At 66.8% G+C, this 25,471-nt stretch carries 16 protein-coding genes and 5 pseudogenes; 13 read left to right on the plus strand and 8 right to left on the minus strand.

The features are described 5' to 3' along the window. Positions 1–105: 105 nt before the first annotated feature. From KZO24_RS10250 to KZO24_RS10260, 3 genes and pseudogenes are all read right to left on the minus strand, one after another. Positions 106–1,895, minus strand: a pseudogene (locus tag KZO24_RS10250) (acyl-CoA dehydrogenase C-terminal domain-containing protein). 190 nt (positions 1,896–2,085) lie between these two features. Beyond that, entirely contained in the window at positions 2,086–4,410 is a 2,325-nt protein-coding gene (locus KZO24_RS10255) for a 3-hydroxyacyl-CoA dehydrogenase/enoyl-CoA hydratase family protein (protein WP_271181822.1), read from the minus strand. Next, complete coding sequence (locus KZO24_RS10260; protein WP_271181823.1) at positions 4,407–5,543, minus strand: thiolase family protein; 1,137 nt, start codon at positions 5,541–5,543, stop codon at positions 4,407–4,409. The genes KZO24_RS10255 and KZO24_RS10260 overlap by 4 nt, the downstream gene beginning before the upstream one ends. A gap of 220 nt (positions 5,544–5,763) precedes the next feature. Between KZO24_RS10260 and KZO24_RS10265 the strand changes: the two genes are divergently transcribed. The 5 genes and pseudogenes from KZO24_RS10265 (at position 5,764) to KZO24_RS10285 (ending at position 10,554) form a co-directional block, all read left to right on the plus strand. Then, positions 5,764–6,204 carry a DUF2147 domain-containing protein gene (locus KZO24_RS10265; protein WP_271181824.1) on the plus strand — a complete coding sequence of 147 codons (441 nt, stop codon included), beginning with the start codon at positions 5,764–5,766 and terminating at the stop codon, positions 6,202–6,204. 54 nt (positions 6,205–6,258) lie between these two features. Beyond that, positions 6,259–7,557: an OmpP1/FadL family transporter gene (locus tag KZO24_RS10270; protein ID WP_271181825.1), complete on the plus strand. Its 1,299-nt coding sequence runs from the start codon at positions 6,259–6,261 to the stop codon at positions 7,555–7,557. Next, a pseudogene (locus KZO24_RS10275) lies at positions 7,557–9,273 on the plus strand (long-chain-fatty-acid--CoA ligase). The gene KZO24_RS10270 and the pseudogene KZO24_RS10275 overlap by 1 nt, the downstream one beginning before the upstream one ends. Positions 9,274–9,344: 71 nt before the next feature. Beyond that, entirely contained in the window at positions 9,345–9,689 is a 345-nt protein-coding gene (locus KZO24_RS10280) for a MerR family transcriptional regulator (RefSeq protein ID WP_231958247.1), read from the plus strand. Further along, the gene (locus KZO24_RS10285; RefSeq protein ID WP_271181827.1) at positions 9,682–10,554 is read left to right on the plus strand and encodes an acyl-CoA thioesterase; all 873 of its coding nucleotides are present in this window, start codon (positions 9,682–9,684) and stop codon (positions 10,552–10,554) included. The genes KZO24_RS10280 and KZO24_RS10285 overlap by 8 nt, the downstream gene beginning before the upstream one ends. Here the strand turns inward: KZO24_RS10285 and KZO24_RS10290 are convergent. Together KZO24_RS10290 and KZO24_RS10295 are read right to left on the minus strand one after the other, a co-directional pair. Continuing rightward, positions 10,536–10,868 (minus strand): TetR-type transcription factor C-terminal domain-containing protein, encoded by a 333-nt coding sequence (locus tag KZO24_RS10290; protein WP_486486127.1) that lies wholly within the window; start codon positions 10,866–10,868, stop codon positions 10,536–10,538. The two genes, KZO24_RS10285 and KZO24_RS10290, sit on opposite strands and share 19 nt — an antisense overlap. Beyond that, the gene (locus KZO24_RS10295; protein WP_486486128.1) at positions 10,793–11,110 is read right to left on the minus strand and encodes a helix-turn-helix domain-containing protein; all 318 of its coding nucleotides are present in this window, start codon (positions 11,108–11,110) and stop codon (positions 10,793–10,795) included. The genes KZO24_RS10290 and KZO24_RS10295 overlap by 76 nt, the downstream gene beginning before the upstream one ends. Positions 11,111–11,281: 171 nt before the next feature. Here KZO24_RS10295 and KZO24_RS10300 point away from each other — a divergent pair. Both KZO24_RS10300 and KZO24_RS10305 read left to right on the plus strand, forming a co-directional pair. After that, a pseudogene (locus tag KZO24_RS10300) lies at positions 11,282–13,003 on the plus strand (acyl-CoA dehydrogenase family protein). Between the two features lie 175 nt (positions 13,004–13,178). Continuing rightward, positions 13,179–14,240, plus strand: coding sequence for an acyltransferase family protein (locus tag KZO24_RS10305; protein WP_271182144.1), 1,062 nt, complete (start codon positions 13,179–13,181; stop codon positions 14,238–14,240). Positions 14,241–14,243: 3 nt separating this feature from the next. Here KZO24_RS10305 and KZO24_RS10310 read toward each other — a convergent pair. Together KZO24_RS10310 and KZO24_RS10315 are read right to left on the minus strand one after the other, a co-directional pair. After that, positions 14,244–15,031, minus strand: a pseudogene (locus KZO24_RS10310) (sulfite exporter TauE/SafE family protein). Next, positions 15,028–16,401 (minus strand): ATP-grasp domain-containing protein, encoded by a 1,374-nt coding sequence (locus KZO24_RS10315; RefSeq protein WP_271181829.1) that lies wholly within the window; start codon positions 16,399–16,401, stop codon positions 15,028–15,030. The pseudogene KZO24_RS10310 and the gene KZO24_RS10315 overlap by 4 nt, the downstream one beginning before the upstream one ends. Before the next feature lie 403 nt (positions 16,402–16,804). On the opposite strand from KZO24_RS10315, the gene KZO24_RS10320 reads away from it, so the two are divergent. From KZO24_RS10320 to KZO24_RS10330, 3 genes and pseudogenes are all read left to right on the plus strand, one after another. Next, the gene (locus tag KZO24_RS10320; protein WP_370424188.1) at positions 16,805–17,959 is read left to right on the plus strand and encodes a GGDEF domain-containing protein; all 1,155 of its coding nucleotides are present in this window, start codon (positions 16,805–16,807) and stop codon (positions 17,957–17,959) included. A 112-nt stretch (positions 17,960–18,071) separates the two neighbouring features. Then, a pseudogene (locus KZO24_RS10325) lies at positions 18,072–21,714 on the plus strand (PAS domain S-box protein). An 83-nt stretch (positions 21,715–21,797) separates the two neighbouring features. Beyond that, positions 21,798–22,181 carry a response regulator gene (locus KZO24_RS10330; RefSeq protein ID WP_271181832.1) on the plus strand — a complete coding sequence of 128 codons (384 nt, stop codon included), beginning with the start codon at positions 21,798–21,800 and terminating at the stop codon, positions 22,179–22,181. A gap of 44 nt (positions 22,182–22,225) precedes the next feature. Here the strand turns inward: KZO24_RS10330 and KZO24_RS10335 are convergent, their stop codons facing one another. Further along, positions 22,226–23,011, minus strand: coding sequence for an energy transducer TonB (locus tag KZO24_RS10335; protein ID WP_271181833.1), 786 nt, complete (start codon positions 23,009–23,011; stop codon positions 22,226–22,228). Positions 23,012–23,181: 170 nt separating this feature from the next. Between KZO24_RS10335 and KZO24_RS10340 the strand changes: the two genes are divergently transcribed. From KZO24_RS10340 to KZO24_RS10350, 3 genes are read left to right on the plus strand one after another with little or no spacing between them, the layout of a single operon-like run. Further along, the gene (locus tag KZO24_RS10340; RefSeq protein WP_370424193.1) at positions 23,182–23,910 is read left to right on the plus strand and encodes a PepSY-associated TM helix domain-containing protein; all 729 of its coding nucleotides are present in this window, start codon (positions 23,182–23,184) and stop codon (positions 23,908–23,910) included. A gap of 14 nt (positions 23,911–23,924) precedes the next feature. After that, a complete protein-coding gene (locus tag KZO24_RS10345) occupies positions 23,925–24,425 on the plus strand; it encodes a DUF2271 domain-containing protein (RefSeq protein ID WP_051586661.1) in 501 nt (166 codons plus the stop codon). Positions 24,426–24,462: 37 nt separating this feature from the next. Continuing rightward, complete coding sequence (locus KZO24_RS10350) at positions 24,463–25,368, plus strand: DUF4198 domain-containing protein (protein WP_271181834.1); 906 nt, start codon at positions 24,463–24,465, stop codon at positions 25,366–25,368. Positions 25,369–25,471: the final 103 nt, after the last annotated feature.

The raw sequence follows: 25,471 nt of genomic DNA on the forward strand, positions 1-25,471 counted from the left end.
AACCCAACTGATGACAGAGCCTGTTGCACCGGCATCAGATGGGTCCCTGCCTTCGCGGGGATGACGGATTTTAGAACGAGGGGTGGGCAACCCCACCCCTCCCCATCAGAACGCCGCGTCTTCCAGCGCCATCATCGAGGCCTTGCCCGCCTTGATCGCCAGGAACGCTGCCGTCGCCTGCGGCAGGATGCGGTCGAAGTAGAACTGCGCCGTCGCCAGCTTCGCCTTGTAGAAGCCCGCGTCCTCGCTGCCTTCGCCCAGCCTGTCCCACGCGATCAGCGCCGACTTCGCGAAGCAGTAGGCCATCGCCACCAGCCCCATCAGCCGCAGGTAATCAGTCGCCGCAGCGCCTGCTTCCTCGGGATCCTTCATGCCCTTCTGCGCGATGGTGCCGGTGGAAAGCTGCAGCGCACCGAACGCCTTCTCCAGCGCGGCGATCATCGGACCGAACTGCGCGTCCGCCTTGTTCGCCTCGACGAAGGCCGACACCGGATGGAAGAAGCTGCGCAAGTAGCGCCCCATGTGCGCGGGCATCTTGCGCCCGACCAGATCGAGCGCCTGGATGCCGTTGGTGCCCTCGTAGATCATCGCGATGCGCGCATCGCGGGCGTACTGCTCCACGCCGCTCTCGGCGATGTAGCCGTGGCCGCCGTAGACCTGCACCGCCAGATTGGCGCTTTCGTGGCCGAGGTCGGTGAACAGCGCCTTCACCACCGGGGTCATCAGCGCGATGAAATCCTCGGCGTTCTGCTTCACCGCCGGGTCGGTGGCGTGCTTCTCGGCATCGAGCGCGCGGCTGACCCAGCCGCCCAGCGCGCGGCAGCCTTCGTTGTAGGCGCGCATCGTCATCAGCATGCGGCGCACATCGGGGTGGACGATGATCGGGTCGGCCGGGCCGTTCGGGTTCTTGACGCCCGACAGCGAGCGGCCCTGCAGGCGGTCCTTCGCGTAGTAGACGGCCGACTGATAGGCCGCCTCGCCCACGCCAAGCCCCTGCACGCCCACCGAGACACGCTCGGTGTTCATCATCTTGAACATGGCCTCCATGCCCTTGCCCGGCTTGCCGACGATCCAGCCGGTGGAATCGTCGAAGTTGAGCTGGCAGGTGGCCGAGGCCTTGAGCCCCATCTTGTGCTCGATCGCCGCCACTGAAACGCCGTTCGACGGTCCCGGCGTGCCGTCGTCCTTGGGCAGGTACTTGGGCACGAGGAACAGGCTGATCCCCTTCACACCCTCGGGCGCATCGGGAAGCCGCGCGAGAACGAGGTGGACGATGTTGGGCGTCAGGTCATGCTCGCCCGCCGAGATGAAGATCTTGGCGCCGGTCAGCTTGTAGGAGCCATCCTCCTGCGGCACAGCCTTGGTGCGCAGCATGCCCAGGTCGGTGCCGCAGTGCGGCTCGGTGAGGCACATCGTGCCCGACCATTCGCCCGAGACCATCTTGGGCAGGTAGAACTGCTTCAGATCGTCGCTGGCGTAAGCCTCGATCGCGGTGGTGCCGCCGTGCGTCAGGCCGGGGTAGAGGCTGAACGAGAGGTTGGCCGAGCAGATCATCTCCTCGGTCATCTTGTTCACCGCCTCGGGCAGGCCCTGCCCGCCCCATTCGGGATCGGACGCCAGCGCGCACCAGCCGCCGTCGCGGAACATCTCGTAGGCTTCCTTGAAGCCCTTGGGGTGCGGACCACGCCGTTTTCCAGCACGCAGCCCTCGATGTCGCCGGAGCGGTTGAGCGGCAGCAGGACTTCCTGCGCCACCTTCGCCGCCTCTTCGAGCACGGCGTCGACGAGGTCGGGGCTGAATTCCTCCAGCGCCTCCAGATTGCCGAAGCCGTCGTCCTGATGGAGTTCGTGGATCACGAACCGCATGTCGCGCAGGGGCGCCTCATAGACTTGCATGTGTCACTCTCCTCGCGGGTTACGCTGCGTCTTCACACCCCACTCTTCGTCATTGCGAGCGGCCCAAAAGCACTTGGGGCCGCGCGGCAATCCAGGGCGGCGCAAACCGCCCTGGATTGCTTCGGCCTTCGGCCTCGCAATGACGAGTGTGGGGTAATCAGTCACCAATGCGTCCCGTTGTTCTCTTGTTTCAATTGCGCAGCGGCTTGCCGGTTTCGAGCATGTGCTCCACCCGGGCGATCGAGCGCGGACTGCGGACCAGCCGCATGAAAGCCTCGCGCTCCAGCTTGAGCAGTTCCTGTTCGCTCACCACATCGACCAGATCGGCCTCGCCGCCGGTCAGCACCGTCGCCAGCGCGTCGGAGACGACCATGTCGTAGTCAGTGGCCTTGCCCTGCTTGCGAAAGCCCTCGGCCGCCATCGACAGCGCGGTGCGGCCACTCTCGCCGGGCAGGCGGAAGTGCGGGGCCTCGCGCGGCTTGTAGCCATCGACCAGCGACAACGCCTTCTGCTTTGCATCGTAGAGCAGGCGATCGCGGTTCATGGTGATCGCATCGTCGGCGCGTAGGAACAGCATCTCCTTCGCCTGCGCGGCCGACTTCGATACCGAGGCGGTGGACACCGTCTCGAACACCTTGGCCACCGCAGGCATCGGCCCCCTGGGCATCATCGGATTGCTCTGCCAGCGGTCGAGCAATTCGCCATTGCCGCCCCAGCCCGGGACAAGGCCGACGCCGCACTCGACGAGGCCCATGTACAGCTCGGCATGGGCCTGGATCGCGTCGCAGTGGAGCAGGATCTCGCACCCGCCGCCCAGCGCCATGCCCGCCGGCGCGCCGACCACCGGGAACGGCGCGTACTTGAGGCCCTTGTACGCCATCTGTCCACCGGCGACGAGCTTCTCGATCTCGCTCCACGCGGCGATGTTCACCGCGAAGATCGCGAGGCCGAGGTTGGCCCCGGCCGAGAAGTTGTCGGCGTCGGTGTAGACGACCAGAGCCTTGTACTTCGCTGCCACCAGCGGGATCGCCTCGACGATCAGCTTCATCACCTCGCCGTCGAGCGCGTTCATCTTGCCGGTGAATTCGAGCGCGGTGACGCCGTCGCCGATGTCCCACAACGCGGCGGAGGCGTTACGGAGCAGTGGTTTGCCTGCCAGCTTCACGTCGGCGAGGCTGAGGACGCCTTGTGGGCGCTTAATGTCACTGTAGGTGCCGTTGAGTGCCAGTGCCTGCCGCACGCCGTTTTCGACGCGATAGAACGGCCTGTCGCCCGCGACCTTCAAGATTTCAGGGACGGGTTTTCCTTCGGATTCAAGGCGCTGCGCCAGCCAGGCGGCGCCCAGCTTGTCGATCATCTCGAACGGCCCGGCCTTCCAGTTGTAGCCGAGCTTCATCGCATCGTCGATCGCCACCACATCGTCCGCCGCCGACGGAATCAGCGAAGCCGCATAAGCCAGCGTCCCGCCCAGAACCGCCCAGGCATAGTCGCCGATCGGCCCCTTGGTCTCGACGAGCGCACGCAGGTCGCCGCGCGATGCCTTGCCCGAGGGACCGGCAGCGCGGATGGTCTCGCGGTACTCGCCGGTAGCAAGGTCGATGGTCTCCTTACGGCGGCCCATCTCCTTGTTAAGTCGGTAGAATCCACCCTTGCCCTTGCGTCCGGTATAGCCGTCGGCGATCATCTTTTCGATAAGCGGATGGCTGCGCGCGATGGCGTGGTAGGGGTCGTCCTTGGGCAGCGTCGAAGTAAGGCTGGCCTGCAGATGCGGCATCAGATCGATGCCGACGAGATCGACGAGACCGAAAATTCCGGTCTTGGGCACGCCCATGGGCTTGCCCGCGACGGCATCGGCCAGTTCGACGCTCAAGCCTTGGTCGAAGGCCGCGTTGAGGCCCAGCTGGATCCAGTAAGTGCCTATGCGATTGGCAATAAATCCCGGCGTGTCCTTGGCTTTCACCACCGTCTTGCCCATCGCCACGTCGGCGAACTGCTCGACCTTGGCGGCGACACCGGCGTCGGTATCCGGCCCGGTCACGATCTCCAGCAGCCGCATGTAGCGCGGCGGGTTGAAGAAGTGGGTGATGAGGAAGTCGCGCTTGAAGGCGTCAGACCGGCCATCGACCAGCTGCGCCAGCGGGATCGTCGAGGTGTTGGACGACACCGCCGTCCCCTCGCGCTTCACCGCCTCAAGCCTGGCGTAAAGGCCCTGCTTGATGTCGAGGCGTTCGATGACGGCCTCGATCACCCAGTCGCATTCGGTAATCTTTTCAAGGTGATCCTCGATGTTTCCGGTCTCGACGAGCTTGGCGGCGGCCTTGCTCATGAACGGCGCGGGCTCGGTCTTGAGCATCTTCGCCACCGCGCCTTCGGCCACGGCATTGCGGTTCGCGCCGTCCTTCGGGACGATGTCGAGCAGCAGCACCGGCACGCCCGCATTGGCGACTTGTGCGGCGATCCCGGCACCCATGGTGCCCGCGCCGATGACGCAGACTTTCTTGATGGAGCCGCTCATTCCACGGCCTCCAGAACGGTGGCGATACCCTGACCGCCGCCGATGCACTGGCTGGCGAGCGCGTACTTGCCGCCCTCGCGCTTGAGCAGCGAGGCCGCCTTGCCGACGATGCGCGCGCCGGTCGCGCCGAGCGGGTGGCCGATGGCGATCGCGCCGCCGTCGATGTTCACCTTGGCGGTGTCGAGGCCCAGATCCTTGATGCAGGCAAGTGCCTGAGATGCAAAGGCTTCGTTGAGTTCCACGACGTCGAGGTCACCGGCGGAAATCCCCGCGCGCTCCAGCGCCTTCTGGCTGGAGAGGATCGGGCCAAGGCCCATCGTCTCGGGCGCGCAGCCGGAAATCGCCACCGACTTGATGCGGGCGAGGATCGGCAAGCCGTGGGCGCGCGCGTATTCCTCGGTGGTCACCAGCACCGCGCTGGCGCCGTCGGTCAGCGGCGAAGACGTGCCCGCCGTCACCGAACCGTTGGCATCGAACGCGGGCTTGAGGCCAGCAAGGGCTTCAGCGGTGGTTTCGGGACGGATCGTACCATCTTCGCTGACGGTGCCGCCCTTGGTTTCGATGGGCACGATCTCGTCGGCCAGCTTGCCTGCTTCGCGCGCGGCGGCGGCCTTCTTCTGGCTCTCGACGGCGAGCGCTTCCTGTTCGCCGCGCGAAATCTGATACTGGGTGGCGACGTTTTCGGCCGTCTCGCCCATGCCGATGTAAGCGGCGGTCGACCTGGCCAGCGCCGGGTTCGGCAGCGGATTGAAGCCGCTCATCGGCACCCGGCTCATCGATTCGATACCGGCGCAGATGAACACCTCGCCAGCCCCTACGGCGATCTGACCCATGGCGATGTGAATCGCGCTCATCGAGGAGCCGCAGAAACGGTTCACCGTCATCCCGCCGACCGACTGCGGCAGTCCCGCAATCTGGCCGATCAGGCGCGCGACATTAAGCCCCTGCTCTCCCTCGGGAAAAGCGCAGCCCACGATGATGTCCTCGATATCGGCGGGCTCCACGCCGGTCTTGGAAATCAGCCCCCGGATCACCTGCGCGGCGAGGTCGTCGGGGCGGACGCGGGCCAGTGCGCCCTTGTTGGCCAAGTGAAACGGCGAACGGGCGTAGCCCGCGATCACGACGCTTTGCATGCATTCCTCTCCATGGGCGGACCCGGCCGGCTTGAGTGCCGAATCCATAGCGATCCTCGTTCTCCCGAACGTCTTCCCTTAAGGTGCGAGATCTTTCCCTATACGTCAAGCAAATTTTGGGATATGCTGAGTCCATCCGGTCGGGATCGGTCGTCACCTGCGAAGTCAGGGGCACGGTTCCAGCTTAGAAATCCGGGCGAGAGAGATGGAGAGGTCGCAAATGCACTTCCTTAAACTTACAACGCTGGCGTTGGGTTCCAGCGCTGCGATCGTCGCCGCATCGCCGGTGCTGGCGGCGGATGCGGGCGCGCTGGCAGGCTCGTGGCGCACGCCTGCCAAGCACGGCGTGGTCGAGATCGAACGCTGCGGCGGCTCGATCTGCGGCAAGCTGGTGTCTTCCGAGAACATCCTGAAGAACCCGGAACTCAAGGACATCAACAACAAGGACGCATCCAAGCGCGACCGCCGCCTCAAGGGACTTCAGATCCTCGGCGGCTTCAAGCAGGACGGCAACGCCTGGTCGGGCGGGACGATCTACAACCCGGAAGACGGCGGCACCTACAAGGCCACGATCACCCCGGCGGGCGCGGACACCCTCAAGCTCAAGGGCTGCATCGTCTGGCCGCTATGCAAAACCCAGACATGGACGCGGATCAAGTAGGCCGCGCGGCAGTTAAGTAGCTGCCAAAAAGCAATTACCTAGGGAGAGTACCGAATGCATACCAAGTACAACCGCATCTTCCTTGCGAGCGCGGCCAGCGTCGTCGCCTTCGCGTGGAGCGGATCGGCGAGCGCGCAGGCGTTCTACCTTCAGGAGCAGTCCGTCCGCGGACAGGGCCGCGCCTTCTCGGGCGAGGCGGCTGATACCGGCGTCGATTCTCTCTGGTGGAACCCGGCTTCGATCGCGGGCATGCAGGGCGGCGAGGCATCCGTGCGCGCCAGCGCCATCCTGCCGCGCGGCAAGGTCGTGGACAACGGGACCGTGATCGTGCGCCCGCTGCAGGCCCCGGCCTCGGTCGGCGGCAATCCGGTGGCGAAGAACCCGATCGATAACGGCTACCTGCCTTCGGGAGCGATCGCCTATGGGTTCGGCCGCGTGGCGGTGGGCCTGTCGCTGACGGCACCCTATTCGTTCACCACCGACTACGACGCCGACAGCTGGGCGCGCTACAGCGCCGACAAGACCAAGCTGCGCACGTACGACATCCAGCCCTCGATCGCGGTGGAACTGGCCAAGGGCCTATACATCGGCGGCGCGGCGAACATCGAATATGTCGATGCGACGCTGGGCAACTACCTTCCCAACCTGTCGCCGCTGCTGGCGGATGGGCACCAGACGCTCAAGGGCAATGGCTGGGATGTGGGCTGGTCGGCAGGCGTGCAGTACCATGACGGCCCGGTCTCGCTGGGCTTCGCGTACAAGTCCTCGATCAAGCACAAGCTGGACGGCACGGTGACGCTCGAAGGTCTGGCCGGTCCTCTCGCCACGCAGAACGGCACGATCGACGCCAAGGCTTCGTTCAGCACGCCGTGGATGATCATCGGCAGCGCCCGCGCGCAGATGAGCAAGAGCCTGACCCTCAACGCGCAGGTCGTGCGCATGGGCTGGAGCGAGTTCGACACCATCGACATCGGCGCGCCGATCAACCAGTCGATCCCCGAGAACTACCGCAACAGCTGGACCTGGGCGATCGGCGCCGATTATCAGGTCAATCCGCAGTGGGTCCTGCGCACCGGCTTCCAGCGCGGCATCACCCCAACTCAGGACGGCAATCGCGACGCGCGCGTGCCTGACAGCAACCGCTGGAACTTCTCGGCAGGCACCAGCTATTCGCCGAGCCCGGCCTTCACCATCGACGCGGCGGCTTCGTACATCACCTTCAAGGACGCGCCGATCGACCGCATCACCGCTGCCTATGCGGGCACGGCGGTGCAGACGCCGGTGATCACCAACGGCGAGCTGAAGGACGCTTCCGCTCTTGTCTTCTCCCTCGGCGCAAGGATGCACTTCTAATGATCGACGCGGCGACGATCGGCGGGGTCGCTCCCGCCACTGCCTCCTCAACGACGGACGAGATGCCGCCGATCGCGCCGCGTCTTCTGACCGACCTGCTCGACCATGCAGTAGAAGCGCATGGAGCATGGTCGGCGGTCGACTTCATGGGCCGCAAGTGGACATATTCGGAAATCGGCGCGCTTGCGAAGCGTGCCGCCCGCGGCCTGCAGGACCTTGGTGTCACCAAGGGCACCCGTGTCGGCCTGTGCCTGCCCAATACGCCCTACTACGTGGTCGCCTATTTCGCGGTTCTGCGGATTGGCGCTGTCGTGGTGAACTTCAACCCGCTCTACACCGAGCGCGAGATGGCGCATCAGGTCACCGACTCCGGCTGCGAGGTGATGATCGCCACCGATCTCGCGCTCTGCCTGCCCAAGCTGGAGCCGCTGGTCGGCAAGACCTGTCTCAAGCGCGTGGTCGTCTGCCCCTTCGCCGACGCCCTGCCCGCGATCAAGCGCCGCGCCTTCCTGCTCTTCAAGCGCCACGACATCGCGCATGAGCCGCACGACTTGCGCTATGCGCGCTGGGCCAACCTGATCGCCCGCGATGCAGAGCCGGACCCGGTCGAACGCCATCCCAACGACCTCGCGGTGCTGCAGTACACTGGCGGCACCACCGGCGTGCCCAAGGGCGCGATGCTCAGCCACGCGAACCTGGCCGCCAACTCGGCGCAGATGATCGCGCATGTCGGCCACATGCCCGAGCATCAGGAGCGCACGCTGGGTGTGCTCCCGCTGTTCCACGTCTTCGCGCTGACGACGGTGCTGAACTACTCGGTCGACACGGCGGCGGAGATGATCCTGCTCCCGCGCTTCGAGATGAAGTCCTTCCTCGCCACCGCCAAGCGCACGAAGCCGACGCAGTTCTTCGGGGTGCCGACGCTCTACACCGCGCTCAACCACCAGCAGCTTCACGGCGAGTTCGACAATGTGCGCGTCTGCATCTCCGGCGGCGCGCCCCTGCCGCTCGAAATACGCCGCGAGTTCGAGGAGAAGACCGGGGTGAACGTCGTCGAGGGCTATGGCCTCTCCGAAGCCAGCCCAATCATCGCCTGCAACCCGCTCGAAGGACTGGTCAAGGACAACGCCTGCGGCCCCGCCTTCCCCGGCACCGCGCTGGAAATCCGCGATCCCTCCGACCCCACCCGCCTCTGCGCGCCCGGCGAAAAGGGCGAAGTCTGCGCGCGCGGCCCGCAGATCATGCAGGGCTACTGGGGCCGTCCCGAGGACACCGAGAAGACCTTCATCTACGGTGCCCTGCGCACCGGCGACATCGGCTATCTGGATGAGGACGGCTATCTGTTCCTCGTCGACCGGATCAAGGACGTGATCCTCTGCGGGGGCTATAATGTCTATCCGCGCATCATCGAGGAAGCGCTCTACGAGCATCCGATGGTCGCCGAGGCGGTCGTGATCGGCATCCCCGATGCCTATCGCGGGCAGGCTCCCAAGGCCTTCGTGGTGCTGCACGGGGGGACATCCTGGATCAGGAGACATTGCTGGACTTCCTGCGCGAACGGCTGAACAAGATCGAGATGCCCGCCTCGATCGAGTTCCGGGATTCGCTCCCCAAGACCATGGTAGGCAAGCTGTCCAAAAAGACCTCGTCGCGGAAGAAGCTGCCAAGCGTGAGGGCCAAAACTCTGGCCAAGGCTCGGGCGGAACCGCAGCTTGAGCGCCGCGCCCGCTCCCGAACCGCCGCAACTTCTGGGCATCCAGGAGGCCGCAACCCTGCTCGGCGTGACGATGCGCACCTTGCGCTTCTATGAGGACAAGGGCCTGATCGCGCCGCAGAGGGTCGGCACCACCCGCATCTATTCGCGGCGCGAGGTCGGGCGAATGCAGTTGATCCTGCGCGGCAAGCGGCTCGGCTTCTCGATCCGCGAGATCAAGGAGTTCCTCGATCTCTACGACGTCGATCCCGAGCATCACGAACAGGTCCGCGCCCTCAAATCCAAGGTCGGCGAGCGTATCGCCGACTTGCGCAAGCAGAAGCGGGCGATCGACCAGACACTGGAGGAACTGCTCTCGATCGAGCGGCAGGCCCTTGCGTGGCTCGAAGGCTCCCCGCTAAGGCCCGTCGATGACTGACCCTGCTGCTGCCGTCGCCGAACTGCGCGCCCTCCTCGAAGTCGAGGAGATCGACACCGACCTGTTCCGCGGCGGCGCCTCGGAGGAACGGCCCGGCCGCGTGTTCGGCGGCCTCGTGGTGGCGCAGGCGCTGGCGGCCGCCGCACGCGATCTGGCGGGCAGCGATCGGCAGGCCCATTCGCTCCACGCCTATTTCCTGCGTGCCGGGGACACGACGCGGCCGATCATCTACCGCGTGCTGCGCGACTTCGACGGCGGCAGCTTCGCCAACCGGCGCGTCGTGGCGATGCAGGGCGGCAAGCCGATCCTCAACCTGGCGGCCTCGTTCCATCGGCGCGAGGACGGCTTCGCCCACGCCGCCGCCATGACGCAAGTGCCCTCGCCCGAGCAGTGCCCGGACCTCGTCACGGCACTCGCGGCGACGGGCCAGAAATTCCCGCAGGCCATGCTCGACCGCCTCGCCGCGTTCGAGATCCGGCCCGGCCCGCCTGCCGTGCAGGGCTCGGATACCCCTCACCAGTTCCTGTGGTTCAGGCTGGCCGCGCCGATCGACAGCGACGAAGTGCTCAGGCGCGTCGTGCTAACTTATGCGAGCGACTTCGCACTCGTTTCCACGGCGATCCTGCCCCATTCGAAGGCCATTTTCTCGCCCGGCATGCAGGTCGCCAGCCTCGACCATGCGGTGTGGTTCCATTCCACTCCGCCGGTGGACGACTGGCTGCTCTATGCGATGGACAGCCCCTGGGCCGGCCACGCGAGGGGCTTTGCGCGCGGCGCGCTTTACGACCGGGCGGGAACGCTGGTCGCCAGCGTAGCGCAGGAAGGACTCTGCCGCGCCGTCCCTACTCAGGAACCGACCGCGTAGACCCCGAGGATCTGGTCGGCGACTTCATCGAGGGTGAGGCGCCCCGGCCGATACCACTCGCTCGCCGAATTGAGCGTGGCGAGCAGCAGGATGCGATAGATCACAGGATCGCGGCCCGGCTGCGATGGCAGCGCATCAATCAGGTCCGCGAACAGCCGCTCGAACGCATCGCGCCGTGCGACCAGTTGCACGCGCACGGCTTCGGGCACCGCGCGAAAGTCGTTCATCAGCGGCATCGTCAGCGAGGCCGGGTCGAGCTGGATCGCCAGCAGTACCCGGCACGCCGTGGCCAGCCGGGCGGCGGGCTCCTCCACCCCTCGATCGCCACGCGGATGCGGTCTTCCGCCGCCTGCAGCGCCGCATCGTGGATGCGCACGAAAAGCGCGTCCTTGCTCTTGATGTAGTGGTAGAGCGAGCCGCCCAGCAGGCCCACCCGCTCGCCGATGTCGCGAATGCTGGTCGCGGCATAGCCCCGCTCGGCGAAGAGGGCGGCGGCGGCAGCCACGACCTCGTCCTCGCGCGACGGGTTCGACTTGTCGGGATGGCGTACGTTCATCGGCCCTGCGTTGGCGCGCGGACGGCCGATCGGCAAGGGAATTCACGGTCTCTAACGTCACCACCTTGATTGTAACGATCGTTTGGTACATTGACACCCAAAGCCGCGCAAGCGCGCAAGGACCACCGTGGAGACGATCATGCCCTCGACCTACCAGCCCCCGTCGCGACGATGCGCTTCCTGTTGGAGCACGTGCTCGATTTCGACGTGCAGATGGCCGCGCTGCCGGGGCTGGAGGAAGTGACGAGCGAACTGGCAGGCGAAGTGCTGACGATGGCAGGCCGCATGTGCGCCGAACGCCTCGCCCCGCTGAACCTGCCGGGCGACGCCGCAGGCACGAAGCTGGTCGACGGCAATGTCGTGACCGCACCGGGCTTCGCGGAGGCTTATGCGGAATTCGTCGAGGCGGGCTGGCCCGGCCTCGCAGGCGATCCCGAGTTCGGCGGACAGGGCCTGCCGCGCACCGTGCAGATCATGCTCGACGAGATGGTGTCCGCCGCCAACCTGTCGTTCGGCCTGTTCCCCGGCCTTACCCGGGGCGCGGCGGAAGCGCTTGCCGCACACGGCTCGGAAGAACTCAAGGCGACGTACCTCGGCAAGCTCGTCACCGGCGAGTGGTGCGGCGCGATGGCGCTGACCGAGGCTTCGGCGGGCACCGACCTCGGCCTGCTGCGCACCCGCGCCGAGCCGCGCGGCGACGGCAGCTACGCGGTGACCGGAACCAAGATCTTCATATCCTCGGGCGACCAGGATTTCGGCAACAACATCGTCCACCTCGTCCTCGCCCGCCTGCCCGATGCTCCGGCCGGGGTGAAGGGCATCAGCCTGCTGCTCGTCCCCAAGTTCCTGCCCGGAGCCAGCGGCGCCTTCGACGAGCGCAACGCCATGTCGGTCGGTGCGCTCGAGCACAAGATGGGCATCCATGCCCAGCCCACTTGCGTCATGAACTACGACGGCGCCACCGGCTGGCTGGTAGGCGAGGCCGGGCGCGGGCTCAACGCGATGTTCACGATGATGAATGCCGAGCGCCTGTTCGTCGGCATCCAGGGGCTCGGCCTTGCCGATGCGGCGACGCAGAACGCGGTGGCCTATGCCCGCGAACGCCTGCAAGGCCGCGCCTCGGACGGACGCCCCGGCCCCGTGCCGATCATCGCCCATGCCGACGTGCGAAAGATGCTGCTCGCCTGCCGCGCCTTCGTGGAGCCCGCGCGTGCCCTCGCCGCATGGACCGCGATCTCGCATGGACATCGCCGACCGCCACCCGGACGCCGCGACGCGCGATGCGGCCTCCGCCGACGTCGCCCTGCTGACGCCGGTGGTGAAGGCGGCCTTCACCGACTTCGGCTTCGAGACGACGGTGCTGGCGCAGCAGGTGTTCGGCGGCCACGGCTACATCCACGAAGCCGGGATGGAGCAGTTCGTCCGCGACGCACGCATCACCCAGATCTACGAGGGCACCAACGGCGTACAGGCCATGGACCTCGTCTCGCGCAAGGTCACGCTGAACGGCGGCGCCCCTTGCGCGCCTACCTCGACGGAATCGCGGCCGACATCGACAAAAGCGACGCGAGCGACCTCGCCGTGCAGATGCGCGCCGCCCTCGCCATGCTGGAGGAAGCCAGCGCCACCATCGCGGCCGCATCGGGTGATGCCGATGCCCTCGGCGCGGCGGCCACGGAGTACCTCAACCTCTTCGCGCTGGTGTCGCTGGGCTGGATGTGGGTCCGCATCCTCGCCGCCGCCCCGGCGCTGGAGGATGCGCGCAGCCGCGACACCTACGCCGCCATCGCCGCCTACTACGCGAGCTACGTGCTGCCCCGCGCAGGTCTGCACGCGGCCCGCATCGCAGCCGGTCCCGCCACGGTCATGGCGCTCGACGAAGCGCTGTTCTGAAAGCCTTTTCCCCGCCCCTCTCCGCTCGTCCCGCCGCCCGCGCGGCGTGACGCATAGGCTTGGCATCGTCTGCGCGAGGCAACCACTGCGCCTCGCAGGCTTTATGATGACAAAAGCACATACGGAGCATGGATGATAATGGGCGGGACACGGCTTGGCTGAACCGAAGAGCGACATGCAAAGCTGGCGCTCCGATGCGATCCGCATCGCGCGCGTCATCTGCATCGCGGGCATCGTCTACGTCCACGCCTGGACGGGACTCTCCGGCTACGAACTCGATCTGGCGCGCGGGACGCCGCAGGAGACCTTGCGCTGGGTCCTGATGGAAGGGTTCGGCCGCAGCGCGGTGCCGCTGCTGGGACTGATCTCCGGCTGGCTGGTCGCGGGCTCCTCGCGCACCCGTCACTGGGGACCGCACGTCGCCCGCAAGGCGCGCACGATCCTGCTGCCGATGGTGCTGTGGAACGCGCTGGCGGTACTGCTGGTATCGGGCGCGGCATGGCAGTTCGGGCTCGCCGCGCCCATGCCGCAATCGGTGCGCTGGCTGGTCGAGGAACTGTTCATCGTCACCCGCCCGCCCGACATCAACGTGCAGATGCCATTCCTGCGCGACCTGTTCCTGTGCATGGTGCTGGCCCCGCTGCTGGTGCGGTTGCCGTCGAAGGCGCTGGCTCTGCTCGCGCTGGCGGCGGGAACCTGCCACGTACTGGGCATCGGCCCGCCGGTGATCCTGCGCGCCTCGATCCTGATGTTCTTCACCATCGGCATCATCGCCCGCCGTGCCAACCTCGCCGAGCGCGTGGCCGCATGGCCCGCCATCGTCGCGCTAGCACCCTTCGTGGTGCTGATGCCGCTGCATCTCTACGTCTCGATCGGCGATGCCCGGCCGTTCGACGATGCCTCGACGGCGGCGGTGGACCTAGCCGCGCGCGTTGCCGCATCGCTGGCGGTGTGGTGGCTGGCATGGCGCCTCGTCGCCACTCGCGCCGCGCCGCTGCTACGCCGGATCGAGCCTTACATGTTCTTCTATTTCTGCGCGCACCTGATCCTGATCTGGCTGCTGGGGCCGGTCGTCGGCAAGCTGACCGGAAAGCTCGGCTCGCCGCTCTATCCGGTCTATCTTATCGGCCAGCCGTTCCTGATCCTCGGCGCGGTGGTGGCCATCGCCAAGGGGTTGCTCATAGTGGCGCCGGGTCTGGCGGAGACGCTCAGCGGGGGACGACTGAAAAGCGCCTGACCCTCACATCCGCGAGAACAGCGGGATCGGCGCGAAGACGAGCGAGATCAGACCCCACAGGCTGAGCGCGATCATCACCCCGCCGATCCACTGCGTCAGATCGCGCGATGAGGCACGCCGCGTCACCAGCGCCCCGATCGGCGCGGCGACGATCCCGCCGATCAGCAGGCCCGACGCCGCGATCGAGAACGACTGCAGGCCAAGCGTGCCGATGAAGGCCGACAGCACCGTCACCGTCACGAAGAACTCGGCGGCGTTGACGGTGCCCACCGCCACGCGCGGGGTCATCCCCTGCGCGATCAGGCTGCCCGTCGTGACCGGCCCCCAGGCACCGCCGAAGGAATCGAGGAACCCGGCGACGAAGCCCAGCGGCCCCACCGCGCGCATCCGGCGATAAGCCTGCGCCCGCCGCGCTCCGCGCCAGATCAGGTAAATGCCGACCGCCGCCAGATAGACGAGCAGGACCGGCCGCAGGATCGAGAGGCTGAGGTGCGAGAGCGCCCACACGCCTGTCAGCCCCCAGCGATGCCCGGAATGACGAGGCGCGCAAAGAGCATCCAGTCGACGTTGCGCTGCAGGGCATGGGCCGCGCCGGACACGCCGCTGGTGAAGCTCTCGACCGCATGCGTCACCGAGGACGCCGCGGCGGGCGGCAGGCCGAGCAGGATCAGCAGCGAGTTGCCGATCACCCCGAAGCCCATGCCGACCGCGCTGTCCACCAGCTGCGCCAGGAACCCGGCGACGATGAACGGCGCCAGCGCCGCCCAGGGAATCGCGGAAAAGTCGATCATCCGTTGCTCCTGCGTCGGCGCGCGGAACCGGCTCCGAACCGTCCGGCCGGGGAAGTCAGCAGGAACAGCACCGGGAAGATGAGCGCGAGGACGGAGAGCACCCCGCTCACCACCGCCTCGGCCCCGGCGAGCCACGGCATGACCGCCGCCCAGATCGCGACGGCCAGAACCACCATCAGCGTGCGCTCGTGCGCCCGGTCGTTGAGCCCCGTCAGGTCCACCTTGGCGCGCCCTTCGAAGAGGGAGCGAAGGCCGATCCCGGTGGGACTGCGGCGATCCACCAGCGGTTGCGGGAACGAGCCCTGCACGAGACAGCCGATCCCCGCCGCCACCATGCGCAGGCCCACCGCATTGGCGAAAGGCCGGAATTCGGCATTGCGGTCGCTGAGCGCGCGCAGGCCGGTGCGGCCGCCGAAGACCATGTCGGCCAGCGCAGTGCTCTCGGCCGGGGCTGGCTTGCTTTCCTGCACGGCGGCCTGCGTGGAGATCACCCATTCGAGGATCGCCGTCGGCACGTCGAGCCCGGTCGCCCGCTCCAGCCCCTGGAAGCCGGGGGCGGAATTGGCCTCGCAGATGCGGTAGCCGTCCTCGTCGAACAGGATGTCGATGCCGGTGATGTCGAGTTCCAGAACGTCGGCCGCCTGCACCGCCAGTTCCGCCATCTCCTGCGGCGGGTTGTAGGCGACACCGACGCCGCCGAGCGAGACGTTGGACTTGAACCCGCCGGTCAGCGAGCGCCGCTCCATCGCCGCGATCACTCGCCCGCCGACCACCAGCACGCGCACGTCACGGCCATGGCTGGCGCGTACGTAGTGCTGGAGGATGAAATCCGCCTTGGCCTCGGCGCTTTCGAGCAGGCCCGCCAGATCCTCGAACTGGCTGCGGTCCTCGCACTTGAGGACGCCTGCGCCGCGCGTGCCCTTGAGCGTCTTGACGATGACTGGAAAGCCCAGTTCCCGCTCGACCAGATCGACATCGATGGGGAACGTGCCCAGCATCGTGCGCGGGATCGGCAACCCCGCGCGGTTCAGCGTCTGCAGGGTGTGCAGCTTGTCGGACACCGTCTCGATCGTTGCCGGGCCGTTGACCAGCCGCACCCCGCGCCGCTCGAAGTGGCGCAGCAGGGCCAACGTGAAGTAGTCCGTTTCCGCGCCCGTCCGGCAGATGACGAAGTCGGGCTTCTCGATCTCGCGCCCCTGATACTTGATCGCCCAGTCGCCGACGGTGCCGACCACCAGTTCGAAGCTGTGGGGCTGGAGGACGTGCAGTTCGATGCCGAGCGCGCCTGCAGCCTCCTGGAAACGGAAGACTTCGGGCACCTCGGGAATCGACGGATCGAGTTGATGCTGAAAGAGAATCCAGCCGCGCAATGCGATATGCTCCCCGGTTTTGGCGGTAATGCGAAAGTTGCAGATGGCCTTCGCGCGTGCGTTCGGCCGGGTGTCAGGTCACAGAATGGCATTGGGCCGTCTTGGTTGCAAATCCATGGCAGCGCCGCGCACGGAACGCGAGGACATTGGGGTGCATCACCCTTCGTCATTGCGAGCGCAGCGAAGCAATCCAGGGCAGTCTTGAGCCCGCCCTGGATTGCTTCGCTCCGCTCGCAATGACGATTCAGGGACAAGTCGTCACGCTCCAACCCGCTTCCGGCATGACCGAAAAACAGCAACCGTACGAATGGTTTACGGCCCATCCACCTTTTGTTTAGGAGATTGGCGTAACTTCCTCGCGCAAGGGGGTTCCGGGTTCTTCATGTCGGTCGATGCGCAAACCATGTTGCTGCTTTCGAACGCAATTGCGTTCGTGGCCGCGACGTTTCTTCTTATCGAATGGCGGTCCCTGCGCGAGCGGTTCCTCCTGAGCTTCGCGCTCGGGTTCCTCTGCATCGTCGTGGGTTGCACCCTTGCGCCCCTGCGCCAGAGCGGGGATTTCCTCCTCGGCGTCTGGCTGTCGAACTCGATGGTCCCTCTCGCGCACTTCATGTTCCTCCACGGTGCCGCATCCTTCGCGCAGCGCAGGCTGAGCCGCGTCTGGTTCCTCGCGCCGCTGGCATGCTCTGCCCTCATGGCGGCCCCTGGCCTCGGCGACCGTGATCAGGTCATGTCGCTGTTCAATGCCGGGTTCGTGGCGGTGTTCTGCCTCAGGGCTGCAGGCGTGCTGCTGGAAGCGCGCCGCACCACCGGTTCGGAAACCCGCACCCTCGTCGCGACGTTCGTGGTCCATGGCTCGTTCTATGCCGTAAAGGCCGGCTGCGCCTTCGTGCCGGGCGCCTTCGTCGACTTGTCTTCCTATTCCGGCGTGTTGATCCCCATCTCCCTGTTCGAAGGCATTCTCGTAGAAGTCGCACTCGCCATGTCGGTAGCAGGGGCATTGCGACGCCGCCGCGAGGAACGCGCCACCCGCCTCGCCGAAAGCGATCCGCTGACCGGCCTGCTCAACCGTCGCGGCTTCGAAGCCCGTACGCGCGACGTGCAGCAGTCGGGCGGATCGCTGCTCCTCATCGACATCGACAACTTCAAGACGATCAACGACTGCTTCGGCCATCAGGGCGGCGACCGCCTGCTCGTCGATCTCGCCGCATTCCTGAGGCTGCGCCTGCCGGGTTCGGCGATCAGCGCCCGCCTCGGCGGCGACGAGTTCGTGGTGCTGCTGCCCGGAATGGACGAAGGCCGCAGCCTCGGCCTTGCCGAAGACCTCTGTTCGGGCTTTGCTATGCGGCAGGGAGGAGGCAACTGCGGCACGCTCAGCATCGGCTGCGCGCCCGTGACTCCGGGTATACAGGACCTTTCGCCCGCCATGCTGCAGGCCGACCGGGGCCTCTACGATGCGAAGAGCAAAGGCCGCAATCGCGCGTCGTCGGCGCCCCGTCTCTCCGCCACGGGGACACAGGCGGAAATCCTGCCCTATCCCATCGCCGCCGCAGGATAATCACTTACCGATCATTGACGGGGAACCGTTGCACGCGCGATGTGTTGTCGCGTGCACAGACGGGGTGAATCGACGGGAAAATCGGCCCGGCGCGAAGGGATCGGTTAGGGGCATGACGCGCAGCGTAGGGAACGGCCACGGGTTCATGGGACTCGAAGGCGAACTCGCGCGCCGTATCGCCACGCACGACTGGGCCTCCACCCCGATCGGTCCCATCGAAGGCTGGCCGGTCAGCTTGCGCCACACCGTCGCGATGATGCTTCCCTCCCGCGTGCCGCTGGTGCTGTTGTGGGGGCCGATGGGCGTCATGCTCTACAACGACGCCTATGCCGAGTTTGCCGGTGGGCGCGACAGCCGGCTACTTGGCTCGAACGTGCTCGACGGTTGGCAGGAAGTCGCGGAATTCAATGCCAACGTCATGAAGGTCGGTCTTGCGGGAGGCACACTGAGCTATCGCGACCACATGCTCACGCTGCACCGCCACGGAAAGCCCGAGCAGATCTGGCTGAACCTCGACTATTCGCCGGTCCCCGGTGACGACGGCAGGCCTGCGGGCGTCATCGCCGTAGTCTTCGAGATCACCGAGGCGCACCACGCCCGTGAAGCCCTCGAAGAGAGCGAAACGAAGCTGCGGTTCCTCGACGACATTGCGCAGGCGATCACGGATTGCCGCGGGGCCGAGGAAATCCTCGCGATCACCACGCGCATGACCGCGCAACACCTCGGCCTCTCCAACTGCGCTTATGCGGACATGGACGGCGACGAGGACGGCTTCACGATCCGGGGCAACTGGCACGCCGACGGCTCCCCTCGATCGTCGGACACTATCGCCTCGCCGACTTCGGGCAACTTGCAGTGAAGGAACTCCGTGCCGGGCGCCCGCTGATCATCAACGACAATGCGACGGAGATCGCGCCGAAAGAGGCCCGGACCTTCCAGGACATCGGCATCGCGGCAACGATCTGCATGCCGCTCGTCAAGGAAGGCCGCCTCATCGCACTGATGGCGATCCATGACAGCAGACCCCGTCGCTGGACACCCTATGAACTCGATATAATCCGCGAAGTGACCGAGCGGTCCTGGGCGCATGTCCAGCGCGTTGGCGCCGAAGGGCTGCTGCACGAGCGCGAAGCCTACAACCGCCAGATCCTCGACGGTGCGGTCGACTACGGCATCGTCGCCACCGATCTCGACGGTCGGATCACCTTGTGGAATGCCGGAGCCGCCGCGATGCTCGGCTGGAGCGAGCCGGAAATGCTCGGCCGTCCGATAGACGTGTTCTTCACGCCCGAGGACCGGGCGACCGGCCGGCCCGCCGCCAAGCGCCGCGAAGCGCTCGACAGCGGCCGCGCCCATGACGCACGCTGGCATTTGCGCAAGACCGGCGAGCGCTTCTGGGGCCTCAGCGAGATGACCCCGCTGCGCGATGCCGAGGGCCGCCCGACCGGCTTCGTCAAGCTGATGCGCGATCGCACCTTCGAGCATGACGCGCAGGAAGCCCTGCGCCTGAGCGCCGAACAGCTGAGCCGCGCCCAGGTCGCGGGCGGCGTGGGCCTGTTCTCCGTCGACATCGTCGCCAATACCATTACCGGGACCGACGAATTCTGCCGCCTTTTCGGAGTGCCGCAGCGCGGGGAGACAAACGTGCGTGTCTTCGAGGAAATCATCATTCCCGAAGACCGGCATCTTTCATCCAACCATGCCCGGCGCCATTCGGCGAACGCGGCACTCGACGTCGAATATCACATCCGTCGCCCCGATACCGGCGAGGAGCGCGTGATCGCGCGCAAGTCCGAATTCGAATTCGATGCCGCTGGCAACGCGGTACGGATGATCGGCGCGGTGCGCGACGTGACCGACCGCACGCGCACCCAGTTGGCCCTCGAAAAGAGCGAGGCGCAGTTCAGCGCCCTCGCCCAGAACATGCCCACGCAAGTCTGGACCGCGCGGGCCGACGGCGCGATGGACTGGTTCAACGAGCGCACTTACGCCTATTCGGGCGAGCCGCATGGCAGCCTCGACGGCGATGGCTGGGCTCGCCTCGTCCATCCGGAAGACCGGCAAACCGCCGTCGAGCGCTGGGCGCAGGCCGTCGCGAGCGGAGAGGTCTACGACACCGAACTCCGCCTGCGTGACTGCGAGGGGCTCTATCGCTGGCATCTCTCGCGGGCCATGCCGCTCAAGGACGCCCATGGTGCCATCTCTGCCTGGATCGGCACAAATACCGAGATCGAAGCGCAGAAGCAGGCAGAGGCCGCTTACGCGCAGGACCGCGACCGGCTCTGGACGATCAGCCGCGACCTCATGCTGGTCTGCGATTTCCAGGGCGCGATCACGGCGGTGAACCCCTCTGGCGAGCGGTTGCTGGGCTGGCATGAGGGTGAAATGCTCGGACAGCGCATCGCCTCCTTCGTCCACCCCGACGACGTCGAGGCGACCGCCGCCGAAGTCGCCAAGCTCGCGAGCGGGCGCCGCACGATCGCGTTCGAGAACCGCTACCGCACCAAGGACGGCGACTTCCGCCTGATCGCCTGGACCGCTGTGCCTGACGACCGCCGCATCCACGCGATCGGCCGCGACATCACCGAGCAGCGCGCCATCGAGGAGGCCCTTCGCCAGAGCCAGAAGATGGAGGCCGTGGGCCAGCTGACCGGCGGCATCGCGCACGACTTCAACAACCTGCTGCAAGGCATCACCGGCAGCCTCGACATGATGCACGCCCGGTTGACGCAGGGCCGCACGCAGGACCTCGAGCGCTGGCTCGGCGGCGCGCGCACTTCGGCCGAGCGGGCGGCGGCGCTGACCCATCGCCTGCTCGCCTTCTCCCGCCGCCAGCCGCTCGACCCGCGACCGGTGCGCAGCAATCCGCTGATCGCCTCGATGGAGGACATGCTGCGCCGCACGCTCGGCGAACACATCGAGCTGGGCTTCGTTCTGGCGGGCGGGCTGTGGCCAACGCGCTGCGATCCCAACCAGCTGGAAAGCGCCATCCTCAACCTCGTCATCAACGCGCGCGACGCCATGCCGCAGGGCGGCAAGCTGACCATCGAGACCTGCAACGCCCACCTCGACGACCGCTACGCCGCGCGCGAGCGGGACGTGAAGCCGGGCGAATACGTGTGCATCGCGATCAGTGACACCGGCGTCGGCATGAGCCGCGACACCGCTGTGCGCGCCTTCGAGCCGTTCTTCACCACGAAGCCGATGGGCCAGGGCACCGGCCTCGGCCTGTCCATGATCTACGGCTTCGCGCGCCAGTCCGAAGGCTACGCGCGAATCTATTCCGAGGAAGGCGTCGGAACCACGATCAAGCTGTTCCTCCCCGGCATCTCGGCACCGACACCGCGACCGAGGACGCGCACGAACCGCTGCTGCTGCCCACCGCACGCGAGGGTGAAGTGGTGCTGGTGGTCGAGGACGAGCCGGTCGTACGCGCGCTCATCCTCGAAGTGCTCGACGGCCTCGGCTACCGGGCGATCGAAGCTACGGACGGCCCCTCCGGCCTCGCCATCCTGCAGTCGGACGAGCGCATCGACCTGCTCGTCACCGACATCGGCCTGCCCGGGCTCAACGGCCGACAGGTCGCCGACGGCGGGCGCGCCTGCCGCCCCGGCCTGAAAGTGCTGTTCATGACCGGCTATGCGGAAAACGCGGCGCTCGCCTCCGGCTTCCTCGAACCGGGCATGCAAATGATCACCAAGCCCTTCGCCATGGACCTCCTCGCCGGACGAATCCGAGAGATCATCGAGGGCTGAATCCCCCTTGCTCGCGCCGCGAACCGCTGCCAATAACTTTGCCGCGCAAGGCGTTGTCGCGAACGCAATTTCAGGGTGGCACGATGCCTGAGGAAACCCCTCGATTCGATGGATTGCGGGTGCTGGTGGCGGAGGACGAGTTCCTCGTCTCCATGCTGCTCGAAGAGATGCTGACCGATCTTGGCTGCGAGGTCGTCGGACCTTTCGCGACGCTCTCGACCGCGCTCGCGACAGCCTGCGCGGGCGAATACGACGTCGCCGTGATCGACCTCAACCTTGCGGGCGAGAAGGCCGACCCGATCATCGCCGAACTCGCCGCCCGCGACGTACCTCTGGCGATCGCCAGCGGCGGCTTCGAGCCCGACCTCGAACATCGCCCGACGGTGCGGCTCGACAAGCCCTACAGCGCGACTCAACTGGAGCAGGCGATGACGACCCTGCACGCTGCACTGCAGGACCGCGACTGAACCAACCCGTCATTGCGAACGTAGCGAAGCAATGACGACGGGGTTTACGCCGCCTTGAGCACGAACGGGATCGTGACGTAGCCGCGCACCGCAGTCGCCACGCCGTTGCTCATCAGCGGCGACCAGCGCCAGTGCTTCACCGCCCGCAGCGCCGCGCCGTCAAGGCGTGAACTGCCGCTGCTCGATGCCACCTGGATGTCCTTGACGGTCCCGTCGCTACCGACCAGCAGAAGCAGCTTCACCGTGCCCTGCTCGTGCGCGCGGCGGGCATCCACCGGATATGTCGGCGGCTTGGCGAACAGCACCTTGCTCGAAAGATCGCCGCCTTCCAGCGTAGTCGCGGCGGGCGGTGCGACGGAGGGCGGCGCGCTGACCTTGACCCCTTCGCTGGTCATGCTGGGCGGAGCAGGCGGCGGCGGTGCATCCACCATGACCTGCTGCGGGCCAGGGCTGGGCAGCTCGATCATCGGCTTGGGCACGACCGTCTGCGTAATCGCAGCCTGCGGCGTCTCCAGCTTCGTAGGCTCGGGCGGCGGCGGAGGCGGTGTGACGTCCAGTTCCTGCACGTCGACCGTGGTAAGGTGCGCCCGCTCCTTGTGCGCCGCGACGATATTAAGCGTGGCGAGGCAGGCCGCCATGCCCAGGATCATCCCGGCCGAGGCCAGCAGTGCAACCGGGTTCGCCTTGGCGGGACTGTAGACCGAACGCCCCGGGCCTTGCCCTGAAGGCGATTCGTCGACCGGATACGGCAGGACGAGCGGCTCGTGCACGACGGCCGAAGCCGGTGCGAACGCGAGTTCGTCCGGCGCGAGCGCGGCAACTGTCGCCAATTGTAATCTCCTGCCAACCACTATTGCGAGTGATTTTCATATACACTAAGCAGCTCGTCGTCCAGAGGGCACCCGACATCGCAACGACGTGTGGCGGCACGTTTCCGTCTAAGGGGGCCGTCCCGGTGATCACGCCGGATTTTTGAAGCCCGAGTTAAGGATGCGACATCTTGGAAGTTGCCGACGCCCCAGACCGCCACGCCGACACCGCGCGTGACGCCGCGTCAGCCGCTCCGAGCCGCATCACGCCGCCCGCCAGGCCAAAGGCCGCAGCGAAAAAGAAGAAGAACAAGAAGGCCCGCGCCTTCTGGCTCAAGCAACTGCACACCTGGCATTGGGTAAGCGCGGCGATTTCGCTGGTCGGCATGCTGCTGTTCGCGGCGACCGGCATCACGCTCAACCACGCCGCCTCGATCGGCGCGGAGCCTTCGGTGACGCAGAGCCAGGGCAAGCTGCCGGTGGCACTGCTGGCGAAACTGCCTGCCCCCGGAGACCGCACCGATCCCCTGCCCGCAGAAGTGGCGAAGGCGATCGCGGCGGCGGTTCCGCTCGATCCTTCGGGCCGCGCGGCGGACTGGACCGCCGAGGACGAAGTCTACGTCGCCATGCCCGGCCCCGGCCGCGACGCCTGGGTCAGCATCGATCGCGCGTCCGGCGAAGTGCAGGCCGAAGTCACCGACCGGGGCTGGATCTCCTACCTCAACGACCTGCACAAGGGTCGCAACAGCGGTGCCGCGTGGTCCCTGTTCATCGACCTCTTCGCCGTGGCCTGTCTCGTGTTCACGATCACCGGCCTGTTCCTGCTCCAGCTTCATGCGAAGCACCGGCCGATGACCTGGCCGATGGTCGGCCTGAGCCTGCTGATCCCGCTGCTGCTGGCCCTCCTTTTCATCCACTGACGAGAAAGCCCGTGATGACCCGATCCAAGATCCTGCCCGCGCTGCCGCTGCTGGCCGCCGGCACCGCAACCGCTCTTGCCGCCACGCCCGCGCTCGCCGCGTCGGTCACCGTCACCGTCCCGCAGATCAAGGTGGCCGAATACCACCGCCCCTACGTCGCAGGCTGGGTCGAGCCCGTCGCCGGCGGCGATGCCCGCACCCTCTTCGTGTGGTTCGACGGCAAGAAGCGCGGCGCGGAACCGGGCACCAAGTGGCTGGCGGACTTACGCACCTGGTGGCGCAAGGGCGGCCGCTCGCTGAAGCTGCCCGCCGACGGCATCAGCGGCGCGACCCGCGCGCCCGGCAGCTACACCGTCGCCATTCCCGCGAACCTGCCCAAGGGCGACTACGTCCTGAAGGTCGAGGCCGCGCGCGAAACCGGCGGGCGCGAACTGGTTTCCGTGCCGTTCACCGTCGGCGGCAAGGGTGGTTCCGTCTCGGGCAAGACCGAGCTGGGCACCGTCACCGTCCGCTGATCCAATCACTTTCGCTTTACATAACAGGGGAATACGAATGCGCTTCCGCTCCATCCTGATCGCCGCTGCGGCATCCTCCATGCTGGCGACGCCTGCGCTTGCCCACCGCATGTGGCTGCTGCCCTCGACCAGCACGCTCGCCAGCACCAACGAATACGTCACCGTCGATGCCGCCGTGTCGAACGACCTGTTCTACCCCGACCATGTCGCCATGGACCCGGCGCAAGTCTCGGTCTGGGCGCCCGACGGCACCGACGGCAAAGTCGAGAACGCGTCCAAGGGCCGCCATCGCGGCACTTTCGACGTCGCGCTGAACAAGGCGGGCACCTGGAAGATCGGCATGGAGCGCGCCTCGGTGATGGGCACCTTCAAGGTCGGTACCGAGGAATGGCGCGTGGGCGGTCGTGGCCGTCCGCAGGGCGCACCGGGCGGTCCGGGTGCTCCGGGCGCTGGCGCACCGGCCGGTGGTCCCGGCGGCCCCGGAGGTCCGGGTGGCCAGCCGCCGCGCATGGTGCCGACCGTAGCCGACATCCCCGCCAACGCCACCGACATCAAGCTGACCGAAGTGACCTCGCGCAACTTCGTCTACGTCACTGCGGGCGAGCCGAGCAAGGTCGCCCTCACCGGCAAGGGACTAGAATTCGATCCGGTCACGCACCCTGACGAACTCGTCTCGGACGAGGAAGGCAGCTTCCGCTTCCTGATCGACGGCAAGCCCGCCGCCGGCATCAAGGTCGAAGTCGTCCCCGGCGGCAAGAAGTACCGCGCGGCCGAAGATGCGCAGGAACTGACCACCGGCCCCGACGGCGTCGTCAAGGTCAAGTGGTCGGTCGCTGGCTGGTACTGGCTGAACGCCAGCGTAGAAGACACCAAGCCCGCCGACAAGAAGGCCAGCGCCCGCCGCATGTCCTTCACCACCACGCTCGAAGTCGTCGCACCCTGACGACGTCCTGAGCCTGCCACCCATGCGCCTCGCCGTTCCGCTTGAAATCGACGCAGCCTCGCTCGCCACATGGCGGCAGGGCGTGCCGGTGATCGCGCTGGGC

It is taken from the genome of Novosphingobium sp. NFX11, from assembly GCF_057376415.1.